Raw genomic sequence first — 14962 nt, 5'->3', positions numbered from 1 at the left:
TCCCGTTACTCGGCGTCGAGCCCATAGGCCGTGTGCAGCGCGCGCACGGCAAGTTCGGTATATTCCGACCCGATCAGCACACTGACCTTGATCTCGGACGTCGTGATCGCCTGGATGTTGATGCCCTTTTCCGCCAGCGTCTGGAACATGGTCTTGGCAACGCCGGCATGACTGCGCATGCCGATGCCGATGATCGAGACCTTCACCACGTTCGTATCGGTCTTGACTTCCTTGCAGCCGATTTCCTTCTGCGCCTTGCGGATAACGTCTTCCGCGCGGTGCAGTTCCGCTTGCGGCACGGTGAAGGTCATGTCCGTGCTCTTGCCGTCATCCGACACGTTCTGGATGATCATGTCGACATTGATCGAATTGTCCGCCAGCGGCCCGAAGACGCGCGCGGCGACACCCGGCTTGTCCTCGACCTTGACGAGCGTCACCTTGGCTTCGTCCTTCGAATAGGCGATGCCGCTCACGACCTGCTGTTCCACGATTTCATCCTCGTCGCAAACTAGAGTACCGGGACCATTGGCGCCCGCGCCATAGGCGCCCCACGGTGCATCAGGCGCATCGAAGCTCGAGCGGACCTGCAGGCGCACCCGGTGAACCATAGCGAGCTCGACTGAACGGGTTTGAAGAACCTTGGCGCCCAGCGACGCCATCTCCAGCATTTCTTCGTAGCTGATCTTATCAAGCTTTCGGGCCTTCGCAACGATGCGGGGGTCTGTCGTATAGACGCCATCGACATCGGTGTAGATGTCGCAGAGGTCGGCACCGATGGCGGCGGCAATGGCGACGGCGCTCGTATCCGAACCGCCGCGGCCGAGTGTCGTGATTCTGTTATCCGGGCCGAGACCCTGAAACCCGGCGACGACGGCGACCTGGCCCTGTTCGAGCCGGCTGATGAGTTCCGTGCCGTCGATTTCCTGGATGCGCGCGGCGCCATGCGCCCCGTCCGTGCGAATCGGGATCTGCCAGCCGAGCCAGGAGCGCGCCGATATGCCGATGCGCTGCAGCTCGATGGAGAGGAGCGCGATGGTGACCTGCTCGCCGCTCGCGACGATGGTGTCATATTCGCGCGCATCGTGAAGCGGCGCCGTTTCGCGCGCCCAGGTGACGAGCTGGTTGGTCGTGCCCGCCATGGCCGAGACGACAACCGCCACCTGATGGCCGGCATCCACCTCGCGCTTCACATGCTGCGCCACATTGCGAATCCGCTCGATGTCCGCCACCGAGGTTCCGCCGAATTTCATGACCAGTCTGGCCATTGTCTCTTCCACATCCCTGGGCACTCGGGCCCGCCAACATTTTCCGGCACGCTGGACCGGACCGGGCGGAACGCCCTATATCATTCCCATGAGGAGAGATGGACCCGCGCCGCCGAGCGCGGCCATACATACAGGCCCCCGGGCGGAGCCGCAACCGGCGCAAAATGCGGCAAAGCCCTCAAAAGACGCAGGGGAAAGCTGGCGAAATGGCCGATAGAGCAGATAAAGCGGCGCGTTCAAGCGTCGACCCCGGCGAGATCGCCCGATTTTCGGCCATGGCGGCGGAATGGTGGGACCCGGCCGGCAAATTCCGGCCGCTCCATAAATTCAACCCGACGCGGCTTTCCTATATCCGCGAGCGCACCAGCGCGCATTTCGGCCTCGACGCGAGGGCGGTGCGGCCTTTCGAGGATTTGCGCTTTCTCGACATAGGCTGCGGCGGCGGGCTCCTTTCCGAACCGATGGCGCGGCTCGGCGCCGCCATGGTGAGCGCGGACGCCTCTGAACAGAACATCAAGACGGCTTCCGTCCATGCCGCCGAACAGGGGCTCGGCATCGACTACCGCTGCACGACGGCGGAGGCGCTGGCGGCGGCCGGCGAGACATTCGACGTCATCCTCAACATGGAAGTGATCGAGCATGTCGCCGACCCGATGGCCTTTCTGAAGGATTGCGCGAGCATGTTGCGGCCGGGGGGCCTCATGTTCATCGCCACGCTGAACCGGACGCTGAAGGCGCATGCCTTCGCGATTGTCGGCGCCGAATATGTGCTCGGCTGGCTGCCGCGCGGCACGCATGACTGGAAGAAATTCATCACCGTGAACGAGATGGAGACGGGGATCGCCGATGCGGGCCTCCGGCTCAAGGAACTGACGGGGGTGAGCTACAATCCGCTCACCGACAAATGGTCGCTGAGCCGCGACACGGATGTGAACTACATGGCGCTTGCGGAGCGGGCGCGGGACTAGACGGGGGACAGATGCTCGATCGGGGATGGTGCCGCGCCGTGCTGGCGGGGCTTGCGCTGACGGCGCTGGCAGGATGCGGCGAGGAACAGGAAGCGGCGGCGCCGGTGGTGCTCGACACGCAGTTGGCGGCGCTTTACGAGCATAGCTGCAGCACATGCCACGAGGACCCGGCGACGGGCGCTCCACCGGCGCATGACGAGGCGGCCTGGGCGCCGCGCATCGCCAAGGGCGAGACGCAATTACTCGACAATATCGTGAACGGCTTCAACGGCATGCCGCCGCTCGGCCAATGCATCGAATGCGACGCCGGCGACTTCATGACGCTGACACGCTTCATGGCATCGCCTGCACCGGCATCCGCGAAGGGGGAGAGCGAAGAATGAAACTGTCCCGCCGACACCTGCTGCAATTTGCGGCAAGCGCCTCGGCGCTGGCCGCGACCGGCGCGATACCCGCCGCCCTCACCAGCGCCTTCGCGGAGGAGCCGCGCCGCATCATCCCCTGGAAGAACTGGTCGGGTGGACAGACATGCACCCCCGCCATCCGCAAGGCACCCGCAAGCGAGGCGGAGCTTGCCGACCTCATCGGAAAAAGCGCAACCCCCATCCGCGCGGTCGGCGCCGGACATTCCTTCTCGCCCCTCGTGCCGACGGAGGGGACGCTCGTCACGCTCGACCGGCTGAGCGGCTATGTCTCGCATGACGCCGCCACCCACCGCGCGACCTTCAAGGCGGGGACGCGGCTCGGCGCCATGGCGGCGACGCTGGCGGAGAACAATCTCGCGCTCGACAACATGCCGGACATCAACAAGCAGACGATTGCCGGCGCAATCTCGACCGCGACGCATGGCACCGGACGAGACCTCGGCTCGCTGTCGAGCTTCGTGACCGGCGCGCGACTGGTAACGGCCTCGGGCGAGACGCTCGACTGCAACGAGGGCGGGCTGCGCGACGCCGCCCGCGTTTCGCTCGGCGCGCTCGGCATCATGACGGAAGTGACCATGCAGGCGCGGCCGCTTTACAAGCTGAAGCGGCGGACATGGGTGGCACCCGTCGAGGAGATGCTGGAAGAGGCGCCGGAACTCTGGGCGAAGCACCGCAATTTCGAATTCTACTATGTGCCCTATTCCGGCATGACCATCGGCATCGTCAACGACGAGACGGACGAGGCGGAGACGCCCGAGCCCGTGAACGAGGATGATGACGGGCTGATGCAGCTGAAGCAGCTGCAGGACTGGCTCGGCTGGTCGCCCGCCACGCGGCGATGGCTCATCCAGACGATCATGGACGGGATGGAGCCCGAGGAGCGCGTCGACTTCTCGTACAAGACGCTCTCGGCGGAGCGCAATGTGCGCTTCAACGAAATGGAATATCATTTGCCACGCGAGGCGGGGCCAGAGGCGCTGCGCGAAATCATCGCGGCGATCGAAGACAATAATATCGAGGTCTTCTTCCCGATCGAATTCCGCACCACGGCGGCGGACGACGCCTGGCTCAGCCCCTTCTACAAGCGCGAAAGCTGCTCGATCGCCGTACACCGCTTCCACGAAGCGGACTACGCACCCTATTTCAGCGCCATCGAACCTATCTTCCGCAAATATGACGGCCGCCCGCATTGGGGCAAGCTCAACACGCTGAAGGCCGGGGACTTCGTGGCGCTTTATCCGAGGTGGAACGATTTTCTGGACATGCGGGCTGAACTCGACCCGGAAGGGAAGTTTCTCAATCCGTATTTGCGGGAAGTGTTCGGGGTCGGAGTTTAAGCCGCAAGCCCGTCAATTCGCCTGACGCGGCGGCAGGACGGGGAGCGGCGCGACTTCGACGCCTTCCTCGACCAGCTCGCGGGCTTCGTCGAGCGTCGCTTCGCCATAAATGTCGCGATGCTCCGTCTCGCCGTAATGGATGCGGCGCGCTTCCTCGGCGAATTTGTCGCCGACATAATCGCAATTCTCTTCGACGTGCTTTTTGAGCGCGAGCATCATCATGCTCATCTTCTGCGCCATGTCGGCGGGCGTCGAGGCATCCGGAATTTTCAGACCCTTCTTCGTGCCCTTGCCGAGGCTCGGCGCCATCAGCGCCTTGCGCACATCGCCGCTGCCGCAATGCGGGCAGAGAATGTCGCGCGCCGCCACCTGCGCATCGAAGGTTTCCGAGGAGGCGAACCAGCCATCGAATTCATGATCGCTTTCGCAGACAAGCGCATAGCGGATCATGATGCCTGCCTCGCGGGGACTGTTCCCGGCAGGCTGAAACCGCGATCGTGACCGAGGCTCGGGACGCGCCGGCGCGCTTCGCCGATCCGCGAGGGGTCGATTTCGGCAAGCACGATGCCGGGTTCGTCGTGATCGGCCTCGGCGATGATTTCGCCCCAGGGCGCAACGACCAGACTGTGGCCATAGGTCTCGCGGCCGCATTCATGCTTGCCGCCCTGCGCGGGCGCGAAGACGAAGCATCCCGTCTCGATGGCGCGGGCCTTCAGCAGCGTGTGCCAATGCGCGGCGCCGGTCTGCCGGGTGAAAGCGGCCGGCACGGTGAGGAAATCGGCACCCGCCTGCGCCAGCGCCCGGTAGAGCTGCGGGAAGCGCAGGTCGTAGCAGATGCTGAGACCGAGCCGCCCCCAGGGCAGGTCGGCGATCACAGCCTCGCGGCCCGCCTCGAAATTCTTGCTCTCGCGGTAGCTCTCGCCGCCCGCCAGATCGACATCGAACATATGGATCTTGTCGTAGCGCGCGGCGATGGCGCCTTCGGGGGAGATGAGGAAGGAGCGGTTGGCGAGTTTGCGTTCCGCGAGCTTGACCGGCAGCGAGCCGATCAGCACCCAGATTTTCTTTTCCGCCGCCAATGCGCGGAAGACGGGCAAGGCCTCGTCCTTTTCCTCGACACGCGTATGGGCGAAAAGGTCGTCGCTTTTCGTTTCGAGGAGCGAGGTCATTTCGGGCGTCAGCACGAACGCTGCCCCTTGCGCCGCTGCGTCGGAAACAAGCGCGGCGGCGGTGGCGGCATTCTGCGCCACGTCGCGCCCGGCGCGCATCTGGATACAGGCCGCGGTGAAGGATTTCATGACGTCAGGCAGCGAGCATCGGGTCGAGCTTGCCCGCATGGTCGAGCGCATAGAGATCGTCGCAACCGCCGACATGCTTGTCGCCGATGAAAATCTGCGGAACGGTATGGCTGCCGTGAGCGCGCTTCATCATCTCCTGGCGCTTGTCCGCATCCATGCCGACATCGACCTCGGTGAAGGAGACGCCCTTCTTCTGCAACAGCCCCTTTGCCCGGTGGCAATAGGGGCACATCATCGTCGTATATATCGTCACATCCGCCATAGCGGCACTCCGGCAATTTGAACAGCGGGGCCAGAAACCCCGGAAACAGACTTCATATCATATAGATGCGCCGCCAGCGGGTACAACCCGGGCAAGGCAAAGGACGGAGACCTCACGCGCCCCGGCCCCGGTAAGAACGCGGGCGCAAGCCTCGGCGGTCGCACCCGTCGTCATGACATCATCTATCAGAACGATCCGGCGATCCTTGACGAGAGGCGCCACGCCCGGTGCGAGACGAAAAGCACCGGCAACATTCCGCCGCCTTGCATCGCCCGAAAGGCCGACCTGAGGGCGGGTCGCCCGCACCCGGACAAGAAGCTCCGGCGCGCATCCGATACCGGCAAGACGCGCAACGGCGCGGGAAAGTTCCGCCGACTGATTGAAGCGGCGGAAAAAAAGACGGCGCTTGTGAAGGGGAACCGGCACGACGAGATCGGCTTCCGCCAGCAGCGCGGCGCCGGCCCGTACAAGCCAGAGGGCAAAGGCCGGGGCGGCCTCCATCCGGTCACTATATTTGAAGCGGTGGATGAGCCTCGTGCTCCCTTCATTGTAGCGCATGACGGCGCGGGCCCGGGCATAGGAGGGAGGATTGGCAATGGCGGCGGCGCTCACAGCCCCCAGGCCCGCTTCATAAGGAAAGGGGACGCCTGTAACCTCGCAATATGGCCGGTCGATGAAATCGACCCCTGCCCAGCAGGTACCGCAAAGGGCGGCATGACTGTCGAGGCCGCACCCGCAACCGAGGCAGAGCGGCGGCAGCACAATATCTGCGACGCGGGAGAATCCCGCTTTCGCCGCCTCCGCCCAACGCTGCACGCCCGCCCTCAGCCCCATGAAGCAAATCTAGCACAATGGCGGAAACCGGCGAGGGCCTTGCGGGCAATGGCCCCCGCCATCATGATGCGCGCCATGCCGCTGCCCGCAAACCAGATGCTCGTTTTCGACCGCCATGTCCTGAGGCGCCGCCGCGACCGCGCGGCGCCGGGTTTTGCCGCGCATGATTTTCTTGTACAGCGCGCGGGCGATGAAGTGGCCGAACGGCTGGCGGGCATCAACCGCGACTTCGATGTCGCTCTCGATCTCGGCAGTCACAGAGGCGCGCTCGCGGAGGCCCTGCGCCGGACAGGCACAAGCCCCGGCAAGATCGGCACGCTTGTCTCGGCGGACCTGTCGCCGCGAATGCTTCGAGAAGCCCCGGGCCTTCGTGTCGCCGCGGACGAAGAGATGCTTCCCTTTCGCGGCGCGAGCCTCAGCCTGGTGACGAGTATTCTGTCCTTGCACTGGGTAAACGACCTGCCGGGGGCCCTTATCCAGATCCGTCGCGCGCTGAAGCCGGACGGACTGTTTCTCGGCGCGCTTTTTGGCGGCGAGACGCTGACCGAACTCCGGCAGTCTCTCGCAGCGGCCGAAATCGAAATGGATGGCGGGCTCTCGCCCCGCGTCTCGCCCTTTGCCGATATACGCGATGTTGGAAGCCTGCTGCAGCGCGCGGGCTTTGCGCTTCCTGTGGTGGATGGCGACCGCGTGACGGTGCGCTATGCCGATCCGTTCAAGCTGATGGCGGAGCTGCGCGGCATGGGCGAGACGAACGCGCTTGCCGAACGCCGCCGGACGCCGCTGCGCCGCGCAACGATGATGCGGACCGCCGAAATCTACCGGGAAAAATTCGGACTGCCGGACGGCCGGGTGCCGGCGACCTTCGACATCGTGATCGCGACGGGCTGGGCACCGCATGAGGACCAGCAAAAGCCGCTTGCGCCAGGAAGCGCGCGCGCAAGGCTGGCCGACGCGTTGGGCGCCGACGAAATAAAGGCAGGCGAGAAGACGGGGCCGGGAGGGAACTAGTTCGAGAGGGCGGCGATGACCTTGCCGTAGAGCGCCTCATCGATGGTTTCGCCGACCGTCGCGACTGCTGCGCCGACAACCACCGAAAGCGCGGCGAGAATCAAACCATACTCGACCGCCGTTGCACCGTTCTCATCGGCCCAGAATTTCTTCAGCATCGCGGTCGCCCCTGTTTTTCGCGCCCGCCTACAGCAGGTCGCGCAGCACTGCCACCAGCGGTTCATCCGCCGGCGGCATCGGGTACTCCCGGAGCCTTGCCGGGCGCACCCATTCGAGCGCCTGTCCTTCGAGGGGCTGGACCCTGCCCTCCCATCGCCGGCATACATAAAGCGGCATCAGGAGGTGGAACCCCTCATATGCGTGGCTCGCGAAGGTGAGCGGCGCAAGGCACGCCTTCGCGACATCGATGCCAAGTTCTTCCTTCAGTTCCCGGATCAAGGTTTCCTCGGGCACTTCGCCCGGCTCCACCTTGCCGCCCGGAAACTCCCACAGGCCCGCCAGCGGCTTGCCCTCGGGACGGCGGGCGAGAAGCACCCGCCCATCGGCATCGACAAGCGCGCAAGCCGCGACGAGCAGAAGTTTCAGTTGCCCGCCCGTCATGCTTTCGCGCTCATCGGCCATGCTGGGGCTTTCCGGTTAAGACTTGGTAGTAAACGCGGGGTACGGAGGATTTGTCTGGAATTTTAGTTAAAAATGAGTAGCCGCACTCAGCTTCTGTAATCCGCATTGATGCGGATGTAGTCGTAGGTGAGATCGCAGGTCCAGACCGTCGCAGACGACTTGCCGACGCCGACATCCACCTCGATGTCGATATCGGAGCCTTTCATATGGCGGGCGACCGGCGTTTCGTCGTAACCCGGCACGGCCATGCCGTTCTTCGCAACATCGACGCCGCCAATGCGGATCGAAAGCTTGTCGCGATCCGCCGCCTCGCCGGACTTGCCGACCGCCATGACGATGCGGCCCCAATTCGCGTCCTCGCCCGCAATCGCCGTCTTCACCAGCGGCGAATTGGCAATGGTCATGGCAATGGTGCGGGCCGCCTGGTGGCTCTGCGCGCCGGAAACGGCGATCTTCACGAATTTGGTCGCGCCCTCCCCGTCCTTCACCACCTGATGCGCGAGGTCCATCATCAGATCGTCGAGCGCGGCACGGAAATCCCGCAGGCGCGCATCGCCCGCCCGCGTGACCGGTGCCTCATCCGCCATGGCCGCGCCCGTTGCGAAAACGAGCACGGTGTCGCTGGTGGAGGTATCGCTGTCGACGGTGATGGCATTGAAACTGTCGCGCACACCGAGAAGCAGCAGCGTCTGCAGAACCTTTGCCGGGATGGCAGCATCGGTGAAGATGAACACCAGCATGGTGGCGAGGTCGGGGGCGATCATGCCCGAGCCCTTGGCAATGCCGTTGATCGTGACGCTGGCGCCGCCGATCTTGACCTTGCGCGTCGCGGCTTTCGGATAGGTATCCGTGGTCATGATGGCGCGGGCGGCTTCATCCCACGCATCCGGCGAGGCATCGGCCAAGGCAGCGTCGATGCCGGCAATGACGGGCGCGGGGTCCATCGGCTGGCCGATAACGCCGGTCGAGGCGATGAACACATCTTTCTGGCGGCAATTGCCCGCCTGCGCGGCGGCGGCCGCTGTCGCCTTGACGGTCGCGACGCCGGCCTTGCCGGTGAAGGCATTTGAATTGCCGGAATTGACGACGAGCATCCGGCCTTCGCCACCCTCATTCACATTGGTCCGGCACCATTCGACCGGCGCCGAGGCCGTCTTCGAGGTGGTGAAGACACCCGCAACCTGCGTTCCCTCGGGCATCTTCGCGACGAGGAGATCCGTGCGACCCTTATACTTGATGCCTGCAGCCGTGGCGCCGAGCAGGACGCCGCCAACCGGCGGCAGCTTCGGTGTCGATTTCGGCGCGAGCGGAGAGATTTTCGGCGCCGTCTTGGCGGCCTTCGCGGATTTGGCAGCGGGCTTTGCCTTGCGTACCGGCTTTTTCGGAACTGCTGTCTTGCGTTGGGCGCGCGGTAATTTGGCCTTGCTATGCGGCTTCGCCTTGGCTTTCGGGCGCGCCTTCGCCTTGCCGCTCGTCTTGCGCTTCGGCTTCACCGAGACCTTGGTGCCTGCCCGCGTCTTCTTTACCGCCATCCGCCGCTCCGCTCTCGTATTTCGATGTTAAAGCTCTATTCCGCCGGCACGATCTGCGGGCGGCCGCCGGACGGTGCCGCTGCCGATTCGGCACCGATGATTTCGATCTTCGCATCGGTGCGCAATTTTTCCATGAGCTTCTGCCCTTCCTGGCGCGCGAGCTGGCGGATTATTTCCTCATGCGCTTCCTCATAGGTCGGCTTGGGCACATCGCGCAATTCGACAAGCTGGATCAAGTGCCAGCCGAACTGGGTCTGGACCGGCGCGGAGACCTCACCTGGCTTCATCGAGAACACGGCCTCGCCGAATTCAGGCACCATTTCGTCGCGCTTGAACCAGCCGAGATCGCCGCCATCGGCCGAGCCGGGATCCTGAGAATATTCCTTTGCCGCCTCTTCAAAGCCCTTGCCGCCTTCGATCTCGGCTGCGATCTCCGCGGCCTTCGCCTTGTCCTGCACCAGGATGTGGCGGGCATGGGCCTCCTGCTCGGCGGGTGCTCCCGCGATATTCTTTTCGTAATAGGCTTTTGCGGCCTCGTCCGTCACCTTGTCCTGCATGAGCTGGACCCAATAGACGTCGCGGAGCGCCTTTTCGTTGAAATAGTCCTGGCGCCGCTTCACCTGCGGATCGTCATCGACATGCTTTTCCTTCGCCGCCAGCGCCACCACACGCCGGTCGATCAACATGCCGAGGAGATACTGAAACCGAACATCGGGCTCCAGCCGCGCCAGCGCCGCGCCCATTTCCTCATCCGCCAGCGCCACATCGGAATAGCTGATCGGGGTTCCGTTAACCGTTGCGATCGGCTCGTCGGCCGACGGTTCGTCCTTCTGGGCGAAAGCCGGAGCCGCCGCAAACGACAGGATCAGCGCCAAGGCGGCGGGGCGGAAAACGGGCATGAAACGAACCTTCCTGTAACATGGGCTCCGGCGATAAGGCCGGTATAACGAGGCCGAAATTTGGCGCGCCATAATGGGCCGCGCCCATCGGTCACACAAGCGCCGCCGGCCGCCCCGGGAAGGCCGGATTTCCCGGGAGTTCCGGCTGCCTGTGGCAGCCGCCGCCAAAGCCCGCTTGATTGACAAGGGAGGGTCGCCCCCTTACATCGAAGGCGCACCGCAAGAGGAAATTCACCTGATGGCAAGCTTGGGCGCCTTCGCCAAGCGTCTTTTCGGCTCCTCCAACGACCGAAGGATCAAGGCTTACAAGGCCAGGGTCGAGGCGATCAACGCCCTCGAGCCCGACATGATCGCGCTCAGCGACGATGCGTTGCGAGGCAAGACCGCCGAGTTTCGCGCGCGCCTCGCGGATGGCGCCGTGCTGGACGAACTTCTGCCGGAGGCCTTCGCCGTGGTTCGCGAGGCCGCCAAGCGCAGCCTCGGCCAGCGGCATTATGACGTGCAGCTGATCGGCGGCATGGTCCTCAACGACGGCAACATCGCGGAAATGAAGACCGGCGAAGGCAAGACGCTGGTCTCGACGCTTGCCGCCTATCTGAATGCGCTGACCGGCAAGGGCGTTCATGTCGTCACCGTGAACGACTACCTCGCCAAACGCGACGCCGATTGGATGGGGCAGATATTCCGCTTCCTCGGTCTCGAAGTAGGCGTCGTCCTGCATGGCCTCGACGACAACCAGCGCCGCGCCGCCTATGCCGCCGACATTACCTACGGCACCAATAACGAATACGGTTTCGACTATCTGCGCGACAACATGAAGTACCAGCTCGCCTCCATGGTGCAGCGCGGGCACGGTTTCGCGATCGTCGACGAAGTGGACTCGATCCTGATCGACGAAGCGCGTACGCCCCTGATCATTTCAGGCCCTCTCGACGACAAGTCGGACCTCTATCTTTCCATCGACGAAGTCATTCCCGAGATCGGCGAGGAGGACTACGAGCTCGACGAGAAGCAGCGGACCGTGAACCTCACCGAGGAAGGCAATGAGCGCGTCGAGGAAATCCTCCGCAATCGCGGCATCATGCTGGAGGGCAACCTCTACGACATCGAGAACATCTCGATCGTCCACCATGTGAACAACGCGCTTCGCGCGCACAAGCTGTTCCAGAAGGACAAGGACTACATCGTCAAGACGGGCAAGGTCGTCATCATCGACGAATTCACCGGCCGCATGATGGAAGGCCGCCGCTATTCCGACGGGCTGCACCAGGCGCTCGAAGCGAAGGAGCGCGTGCCGATCCAGCCGGAAAACCAGACGCTGGCCTCGATTACTTTCCAGAATTACTTCCGCATGTATGAAAAGCTGTCCGGCATGACCGGCACGGCGCTGACGGAAGCGAGCGAGTTCGGCGATATTTACGGCCTCGACGTGCTGGAAATTCCCACCAACAAGCCGATTGCCCGTATCGACGAGGACGACGAGGTCTATCGCACGACCCGCGAAAAATACGAGGCCATGATCGGCGAGATCGAGGAATGCGCCTCGCGCGGCCAGCCGGTTCTCGTCGGCACGACCTCCATCGAGAAATCCGAGACGCTTTCCGAACTTCTGAAGAAGAAGAAGGTGAAGCACAAGGTGCTGAACGCGCGCTACCACGAGCAGGAAGCGCATATCGTGGCGCAGGCGGGCGTACCCGGCAATGTGACCATCGCCACCAACATGGCGGGCCGCGGCACCGACATCCAGCTCGGCGGCAACCTGGACATGCGCCTCGCGGATGAAACCGCCGGCATCGAGAACGAAGCGGAGCTTGCCCGCAAGACCGCCGAAGTGAAAGCCGACATCGAAGCGAAGAAACAGCGCGCGCTTGAAGCGGGCGGGCTCTACGTCATCGGCACGGAACGCCACGAAAGCCGCCGCATCGACAACCAGCTACGCGGCCGCTCCGGCCGTCAGGGCGATCCCGGCCGGTCGAAATTCTACCTTTCGCTCGAAGACGACCTGATGCGCATTTTCGGCACCGACCGCATGGACGGGATGCTGCAGAAGCTCGGGCTCCAGGAGGGCGAAGCCATCGTCCATCCCTGGATCAACAAGGCACTCGAAAAGGCGCAGCAGAAGGTCGAGGCGCGCAACTTCGACATCCGCAAGAACCTGCTCAAGTTCGACAATGTGATGAACGACCAGCGCCGCGCGATTTTCGAACAGCGCATCGAGCTGATGCGCGCCGAAGATGTGTCGGACACGGTTGACGACATGCGCCGGCAGGTGATCGACGACATGGTCGCCGCGCATGTGCCGGAAAAAGCCTATGCGGAACAATGGGACATGGCGGGCCTGAAGGAAGAGGTGAAGAAGAACCTCGACCTCGACCTGCCGATCGAGACCTGGGCCGATGAAGAAGGCATCGCCGAGGAAGAAATCCGCGAGCGTCTCTATTCGGCTTCCGATCGCCATATGGCGTCGAAGGCGGCACAGGTCGGCCCGGATCTCATGCGGCAGGTCGAAAAGGCCGTGCTGCTGCAGACGCTCGACCAGCATTGGCGCGAACATCTGATGATGCTCGATCATCTGCGCCAGGCCGTCGGCCTGCGCGGCTATGCGCAGCGCGATCCGCTCAACGAATACAAGTCCGAGGCCTTCGAGCTTTTCGAAAGCCTGCTGGCACGCCTGCGTGAAAATGTGACGCGGCAGCTATCGGTTGCCCAGTTCATCACCGAGGCGCCGCGCATCGAGGAGCAGCCCCTGCCGGAAATGCAGGCGCACCACACAAATCCGCTGACCGGCGAAGACGAGATGGCGGACGGAGACGTGGCGACAATGCAGCGTCCCATGCGCAACGACCCGGGCGTTGCCGCCGATCCGAACGATCCGCGCACTTGGGGCAAGACACCCCGCAACGCGCCCTGCCCCTGCGGCTCCGGCAAGAAATACAAGCACTGTCACGGCGCTCTGTGAGCGGAACGGGACACCTGAAATGAAAAGAGCCGCGCCCGAAAGCGCGGCTCTTTCTCTTTCAGGCAAGCACTCAGGCGCGATGCCCGCCCGATTGCGACTTTTTCAGTTGATGGCCGGCGAGGAAGTAATGCGCCGCCGCCCATACATTGAGCAAGGCCGTGCCGAACAAGGCCCAGCGCAACGACTGCGTTCCCATGCCCATCGAGTAGTTGAAGAAGTCCGACAGGATCCCGACGAATTGCGGCCCGAAGCCGAGACCGATGATGTTGATGATAAAAAGCATCACCGCCGACGCAAGCGCGCGCTTGGCAGGTGGCGTCAGCGTCTGGATCATCGCGAAGGACGGTCCGAGATAAAAGGCGCCGAGGAACGAGATCGGCACATAGATGACCCAGAGGATCGAGACCGGATAACCCGCCACATGGAAGGCGACCCAATTGTCGGAGAGATAGAAGGCGACGATGAAAGGCACCACGATCAGCTTCGCCCACGCGACGACCCATGTGTTCCAGCGCACATCTTTCTGCGCCAGACGATCCGTCAACCGTCCCCCGATATAAGCGCCGAGGCCGCCGACAATGCCGACCAGCAAGGCGAGGAACGTCGAAACCTCACCAATCGACATTCCATGCGTGCGGATGAGGAAGGCGGGACCCCACATGACGCCGCCATAGCCGACGAAGGAAGTAATCGTGACGCCGATGACGACGTGACGCGCCGCAGCCGTCCGCCAGAGATGGTGGAAGCCTTCCTTCACGGTATTGGCCGCCGTGCGGAAGCTGAGCGGCGCATGTTTTTCCGGCGCTATGCCGTCCGCACCGCCGCGCTCCGGCTCCACCAGCGTGAAACGGACGAGCAATGCCAGAATGAGGCCCGGCAAACCGACCACGAAAAAGGCCGCGCGCCAGCCATACCAGACAGCCACCCAGCCGCCGACGAGGAAGCCGATCATGACGCCGAAATAGACACCGAGTGAATAGACAGCCATGGCACTGGCACGTTCGTTCGGCGGATACATATCGGCGATCATGGAATGCGATGGCGGACTTGAACCCGCTTCACCGATGCCCACGCCGACGCGAGCCGCCGCGAGCTGGACGAAATTCGTCGCAAGGCCGCAAAGGGCCGTCATGCCGCTCCAGATTGCAATCGCCCAGGCGATGATGTTGCGGCGGTTGCCGCGGTCCGCCCACAACGCGATCGGAATGCCAAGCGTTGCATAGAAGACGGCGAAGGCAATGCCGGAAAGAAAACCGAGCTGCGTGTCTGAAAGAAGGAGATCCGCCTTGATCGGCTCCATCAGAATGCCGACGATGTTGCGGTCCACATGGCTCGACGTGTAGCCGAGCACCAGAATTAAAAGTGCGTAGCGCCTGTACCCCGGCGACAACGTCGCGGGCGGTGCAGCTTTCTCCACTGCGGCTTCAGCCATTCCTGTTCCCCTCGAACTTTTTGTTCTTGTGCGGCAACTCTAGAGACGCGAACGCGCCGCCGCAATCGCGGGCATTGCTTGCGGCGAGCCGCGCCGCTGCCATAATCCCCGGCAACAAG

15 protein-coding genes are annotated in these 14962 nt (G+C 63.5%); 5 read left to right on the top strand and 10 right to left on the bottom strand.

What is annotated here, in order from left to right; translation table 11 throughout:
* Positions 1-5: 5 nt before the first annotated feature.
* Entirely contained in the window at positions 6-1265 is a 1260-nt protein-coding gene (locus tag PLAV_RS08815) for an aspartate kinase (protein ID WP_012110655.1), read from the bottom strand.
* A 206-nt stretch (positions 1266-1471) separates the two neighbouring features.
* Here PLAV_RS08815 and ubiG point away from each other — a divergent pair, with 206 nt between their 5' ends.
* Genes ubiG through PLAV_RS08800 form a run of 3 tightly spaced genes read left to right on the top strand, consistent with a single transcriptional unit; the run spans position 1472 to position 3995 of the window.
* Positions 1472-2233, top strand: coding sequence for a bifunctional 2-polyprenyl-6-hydroxyphenol methylase/3-demethylubiquinol 3-O-methyltransferase UbiG (ubiG, locus tag PLAV_RS08810; RefSeq protein WP_012110654.1), 762 nt, complete (start codon positions 1472-1474; stop codon positions 2231-2233).
* 11 nt (positions 2234-2244) lie between these two features.
* The gene (locus tag PLAV_RS08805; RefSeq protein ID WP_012110653.1) at positions 2245-2616 is read left to right on the top strand and encodes a c-type cytochrome; all 372 of its coding nucleotides are present in this window, start codon (positions 2245-2247) and stop codon (positions 2614-2616) included.
* Complete coding sequence (locus tag PLAV_RS08800) at positions 2613-3995, top strand: D-arabinono-1,4-lactone oxidase (protein WP_012110652.1); 1383 nt, start codon at positions 2613-2615, stop codon at positions 3993-3995. Before PLAV_RS08805 ends, PLAV_RS08800 begins: the two co-directional genes overlap by 4 nt.
* Positions 3996-4007: 12 nt before the next feature.
* On the opposite strand, the gene PLAV_RS08795 is transcribed toward PLAV_RS08800, so the two are convergent.
* Genes PLAV_RS08795 through PLAV_RS08780 form a run of 4 tightly spaced genes read right to left on the bottom strand, consistent with a single transcriptional unit; the run spans position 4008 to position 6389 of the window.
* Complete coding sequence (locus PLAV_RS08795; RefSeq protein ID WP_012110651.1) at positions 4008-4445, bottom strand: DUF1178 family protein; 438 nt, start codon at positions 4443-4445, stop codon at positions 4008-4010.
* Complete coding sequence (locus PLAV_RS08790) at positions 4442-5293, bottom strand: carbon-nitrogen hydrolase family protein (protein WP_012110650.1); 852 nt, start codon at positions 5291-5293, stop codon at positions 4442-4444. Before PLAV_RS08790 ends, PLAV_RS08795 begins: the two co-directional genes overlap by 4 nt.
* 4 nt (positions 5294-5297) lie before the next feature.
* Positions 5298-5555 (bottom strand): glutaredoxin 3, encoded by a 258-nt coding sequence (gene grxC / locus PLAV_RS08785; protein WP_012110649.1) that lies wholly within the window; start codon positions 5553-5555, stop codon positions 5298-5300.
* Positions 5556-5612: 57 nt separating this feature from the next.
* Positions 5613-6389 (bottom strand): ComF family protein, encoded by a 777-nt coding sequence (locus PLAV_RS08780; protein WP_012110648.1) that lies wholly within the window; start codon positions 6387-6389, stop codon positions 5613-5615.
* Between the two features lie 48 nt (positions 6390-6437).
* Here PLAV_RS08780 and PLAV_RS08775 point away from each other — a divergent pair, with 48 nt between their 5' ends.
* Positions 6438-7400, top strand: a complete 963-nt coding sequence (locus tag PLAV_RS08775; RefSeq protein ID WP_012110647.1) for a methyltransferase domain-containing protein — start codon at positions 6438-6440, stop codon at positions 7398-7400.
* Here PLAV_RS08775 and PLAV_RS19315 read toward each other — a convergent pair.
* The 4 genes from PLAV_RS19315 to PLAV_RS08760 form a co-directional block, all read right to left on the bottom strand.
* Positions 7397-7558, bottom strand: coding sequence for a Flp family type IVb pilin (locus PLAV_RS19315; RefSeq protein WP_012110646.1), 162 nt, complete (start codon positions 7556-7558; stop codon positions 7397-7399). The genes PLAV_RS08775 and PLAV_RS19315 overlap by 4 nt on opposite strands.
* Positions 7559-7586: 28 nt before the next feature.
* Entirely contained in the window at positions 7587-8021 is a 435-nt protein-coding gene (locus tag PLAV_RS08770; RefSeq protein ID WP_012110645.1) for a (deoxy)nucleoside triphosphate pyrophosphohydrolase, read from the bottom strand.
* A gap of 86 nt (positions 8022-8107) precedes the next feature.
* Positions 8108-9553, bottom strand: coding sequence for a bifunctional glutamate N-acetyltransferase/amino-acid acetyltransferase ArgJ (gene argJ, locus PLAV_RS08765; RefSeq protein WP_012110644.1), 1446 nt, complete (start codon positions 9551-9553; stop codon positions 8108-8110).
* 35 nt (positions 9554-9588) lie between these two features.
* A complete protein-coding gene (locus PLAV_RS08760; protein WP_012110643.1) occupies positions 9589-10452 on the bottom strand; it encodes a peptidylprolyl isomerase in 864 nt (287 codons plus the stop codon).
* A gap of 238 nt (positions 10453-10690) precedes the next feature.
* Here PLAV_RS08760 and secA point away from each other — a divergent pair, with 238 nt between their 5' ends.
* Positions 10691-13411 (top strand): preprotein translocase subunit SecA, encoded by a 2721-nt coding sequence (secA, locus tag PLAV_RS08755; protein WP_041536527.1) that lies wholly within the window; start codon positions 10691-10693, stop codon positions 13409-13411.
* A gap of 70 nt (positions 13412-13481) precedes the next feature.
* Here the strand turns inward: secA and PLAV_RS08750 are convergent, their stop codons facing one another.
* Positions 13482-14843, bottom strand: a complete 1362-nt coding sequence (locus PLAV_RS08750; protein WP_012110641.1) for a spinster family MFS transporter — start codon at positions 14841-14843, stop codon at positions 13482-13484.
* Positions 14844-14962: the final 119 nt, after the last annotated feature.

The organism is Parvibaculum lavamentivorans DS-1 (assembly GCF_000017565.1).
Lineage (GTDB): Bacteria > Pseudomonadota > Alphaproteobacteria > Parvibaculales > Parvibaculaceae > Parvibaculum > Parvibaculum lavamentivorans.
Note: the sequence above shows the minus strand (reverse complement) of the source record. Positions and strands in the feature narration are given on the sequence as shown.

Bases quoted from the DNA above. Each gene is read 5' to 3' on its own strand.
- PLAV_RS08815 (WP_012110655.1), bottom strand. From the start codon at position 1,265: ATGGCCAGACTGGTCATGAAATTCGGCGGAACCTCGGTGGCGGACATC.
- ubiG (WP_012110654.1), top strand. From the start codon at position 1,472: ATGGCCGATAGAGCAGATAAAGCGGCGCGTTCAAGCGTCGACCCCGGC.
- PLAV_RS08805 (WP_012110653.1), top strand. From the start codon at position 2,245: ATGCTCGATCGGGGATGGTGCCGCGCCGTGCTGGCGGGGCTTGCGCTG.
- PLAV_RS08800 (WP_012110652.1), top strand. From the start codon at position 2,613: ATGAAACTGTCCCGCCGACACCTGCTGCAATTTGCGGCAAGCGCCTCG.
- PLAV_RS08795 (WP_012110651.1), bottom strand. From the start codon at position 4,445: ATGATCCGCTATGCGCTTGTCTGCGAAAGCGATCATGAATTCGATGGC.
- PLAV_RS08790 (WP_012110650.1), bottom strand. From the start codon at position 5,293: ATGAAATCCTTCACCGCGGCCTGTATCCAGATGCGCGCCGGGCGCGAC.
- grxC (WP_012110649.1), bottom strand. From the start codon at position 5,555: ATGGCGGATGTGACGATATATACGACGATGATGTGCCCCTATTGCCAC.
- PLAV_RS08780 (WP_012110648.1), bottom strand. From the start codon at position 6,389: ATGGGGCTGAGGGCGGGCGTGCAGCGTTGGGCGGAGGCGGCGAAAGCG.
- PLAV_RS08775 (WP_012110647.1), top strand. From the start codon at position 6,438: ATGGCCCCCGCCATCATGATGCGCGCCATGCCGCTGCCCGCAAACCAG.
- PLAV_RS19315 (WP_012110646.1), bottom strand. From the start codon at position 7,558: ATGCTGAAGAAATTCTGGGCCGATGAGAACGGTGCAACGGCGGTCGAG.
- PLAV_RS08770 (WP_012110645.1), bottom strand. From the start codon at position 8,021: ATGGCCGATGAGCGCGAAAGCATGACGGGCGGGCAACTGAAACTTCTG.
- argJ (WP_012110644.1), bottom strand. From the start codon at position 9,553: ATGGCGGTAAAGAAGACGCGGGCAGGCACCAAGGTCTCGGTGAAGCCG.
- PLAV_RS08760 (WP_012110643.1), bottom strand. From the start codon at position 10,452: ATGCCCGTTTTCCGCCCCGCCGCCTTGGCGCTGATCCTGTCGTTTGCG.
- secA (WP_041536527.1), top strand. From the start codon at position 10,691: ATGGCAAGCTTGGGCGCCTTCGCCAAGCGTCTTTTCGGCTCCTCCAAC.
- PLAV_RS08750 (WP_012110641.1), bottom strand. From the start codon at position 14,843: ATGGCTGAAGCCGCAGTGGAGAAAGCTGCACCGCCCGCGACGTTGTCG.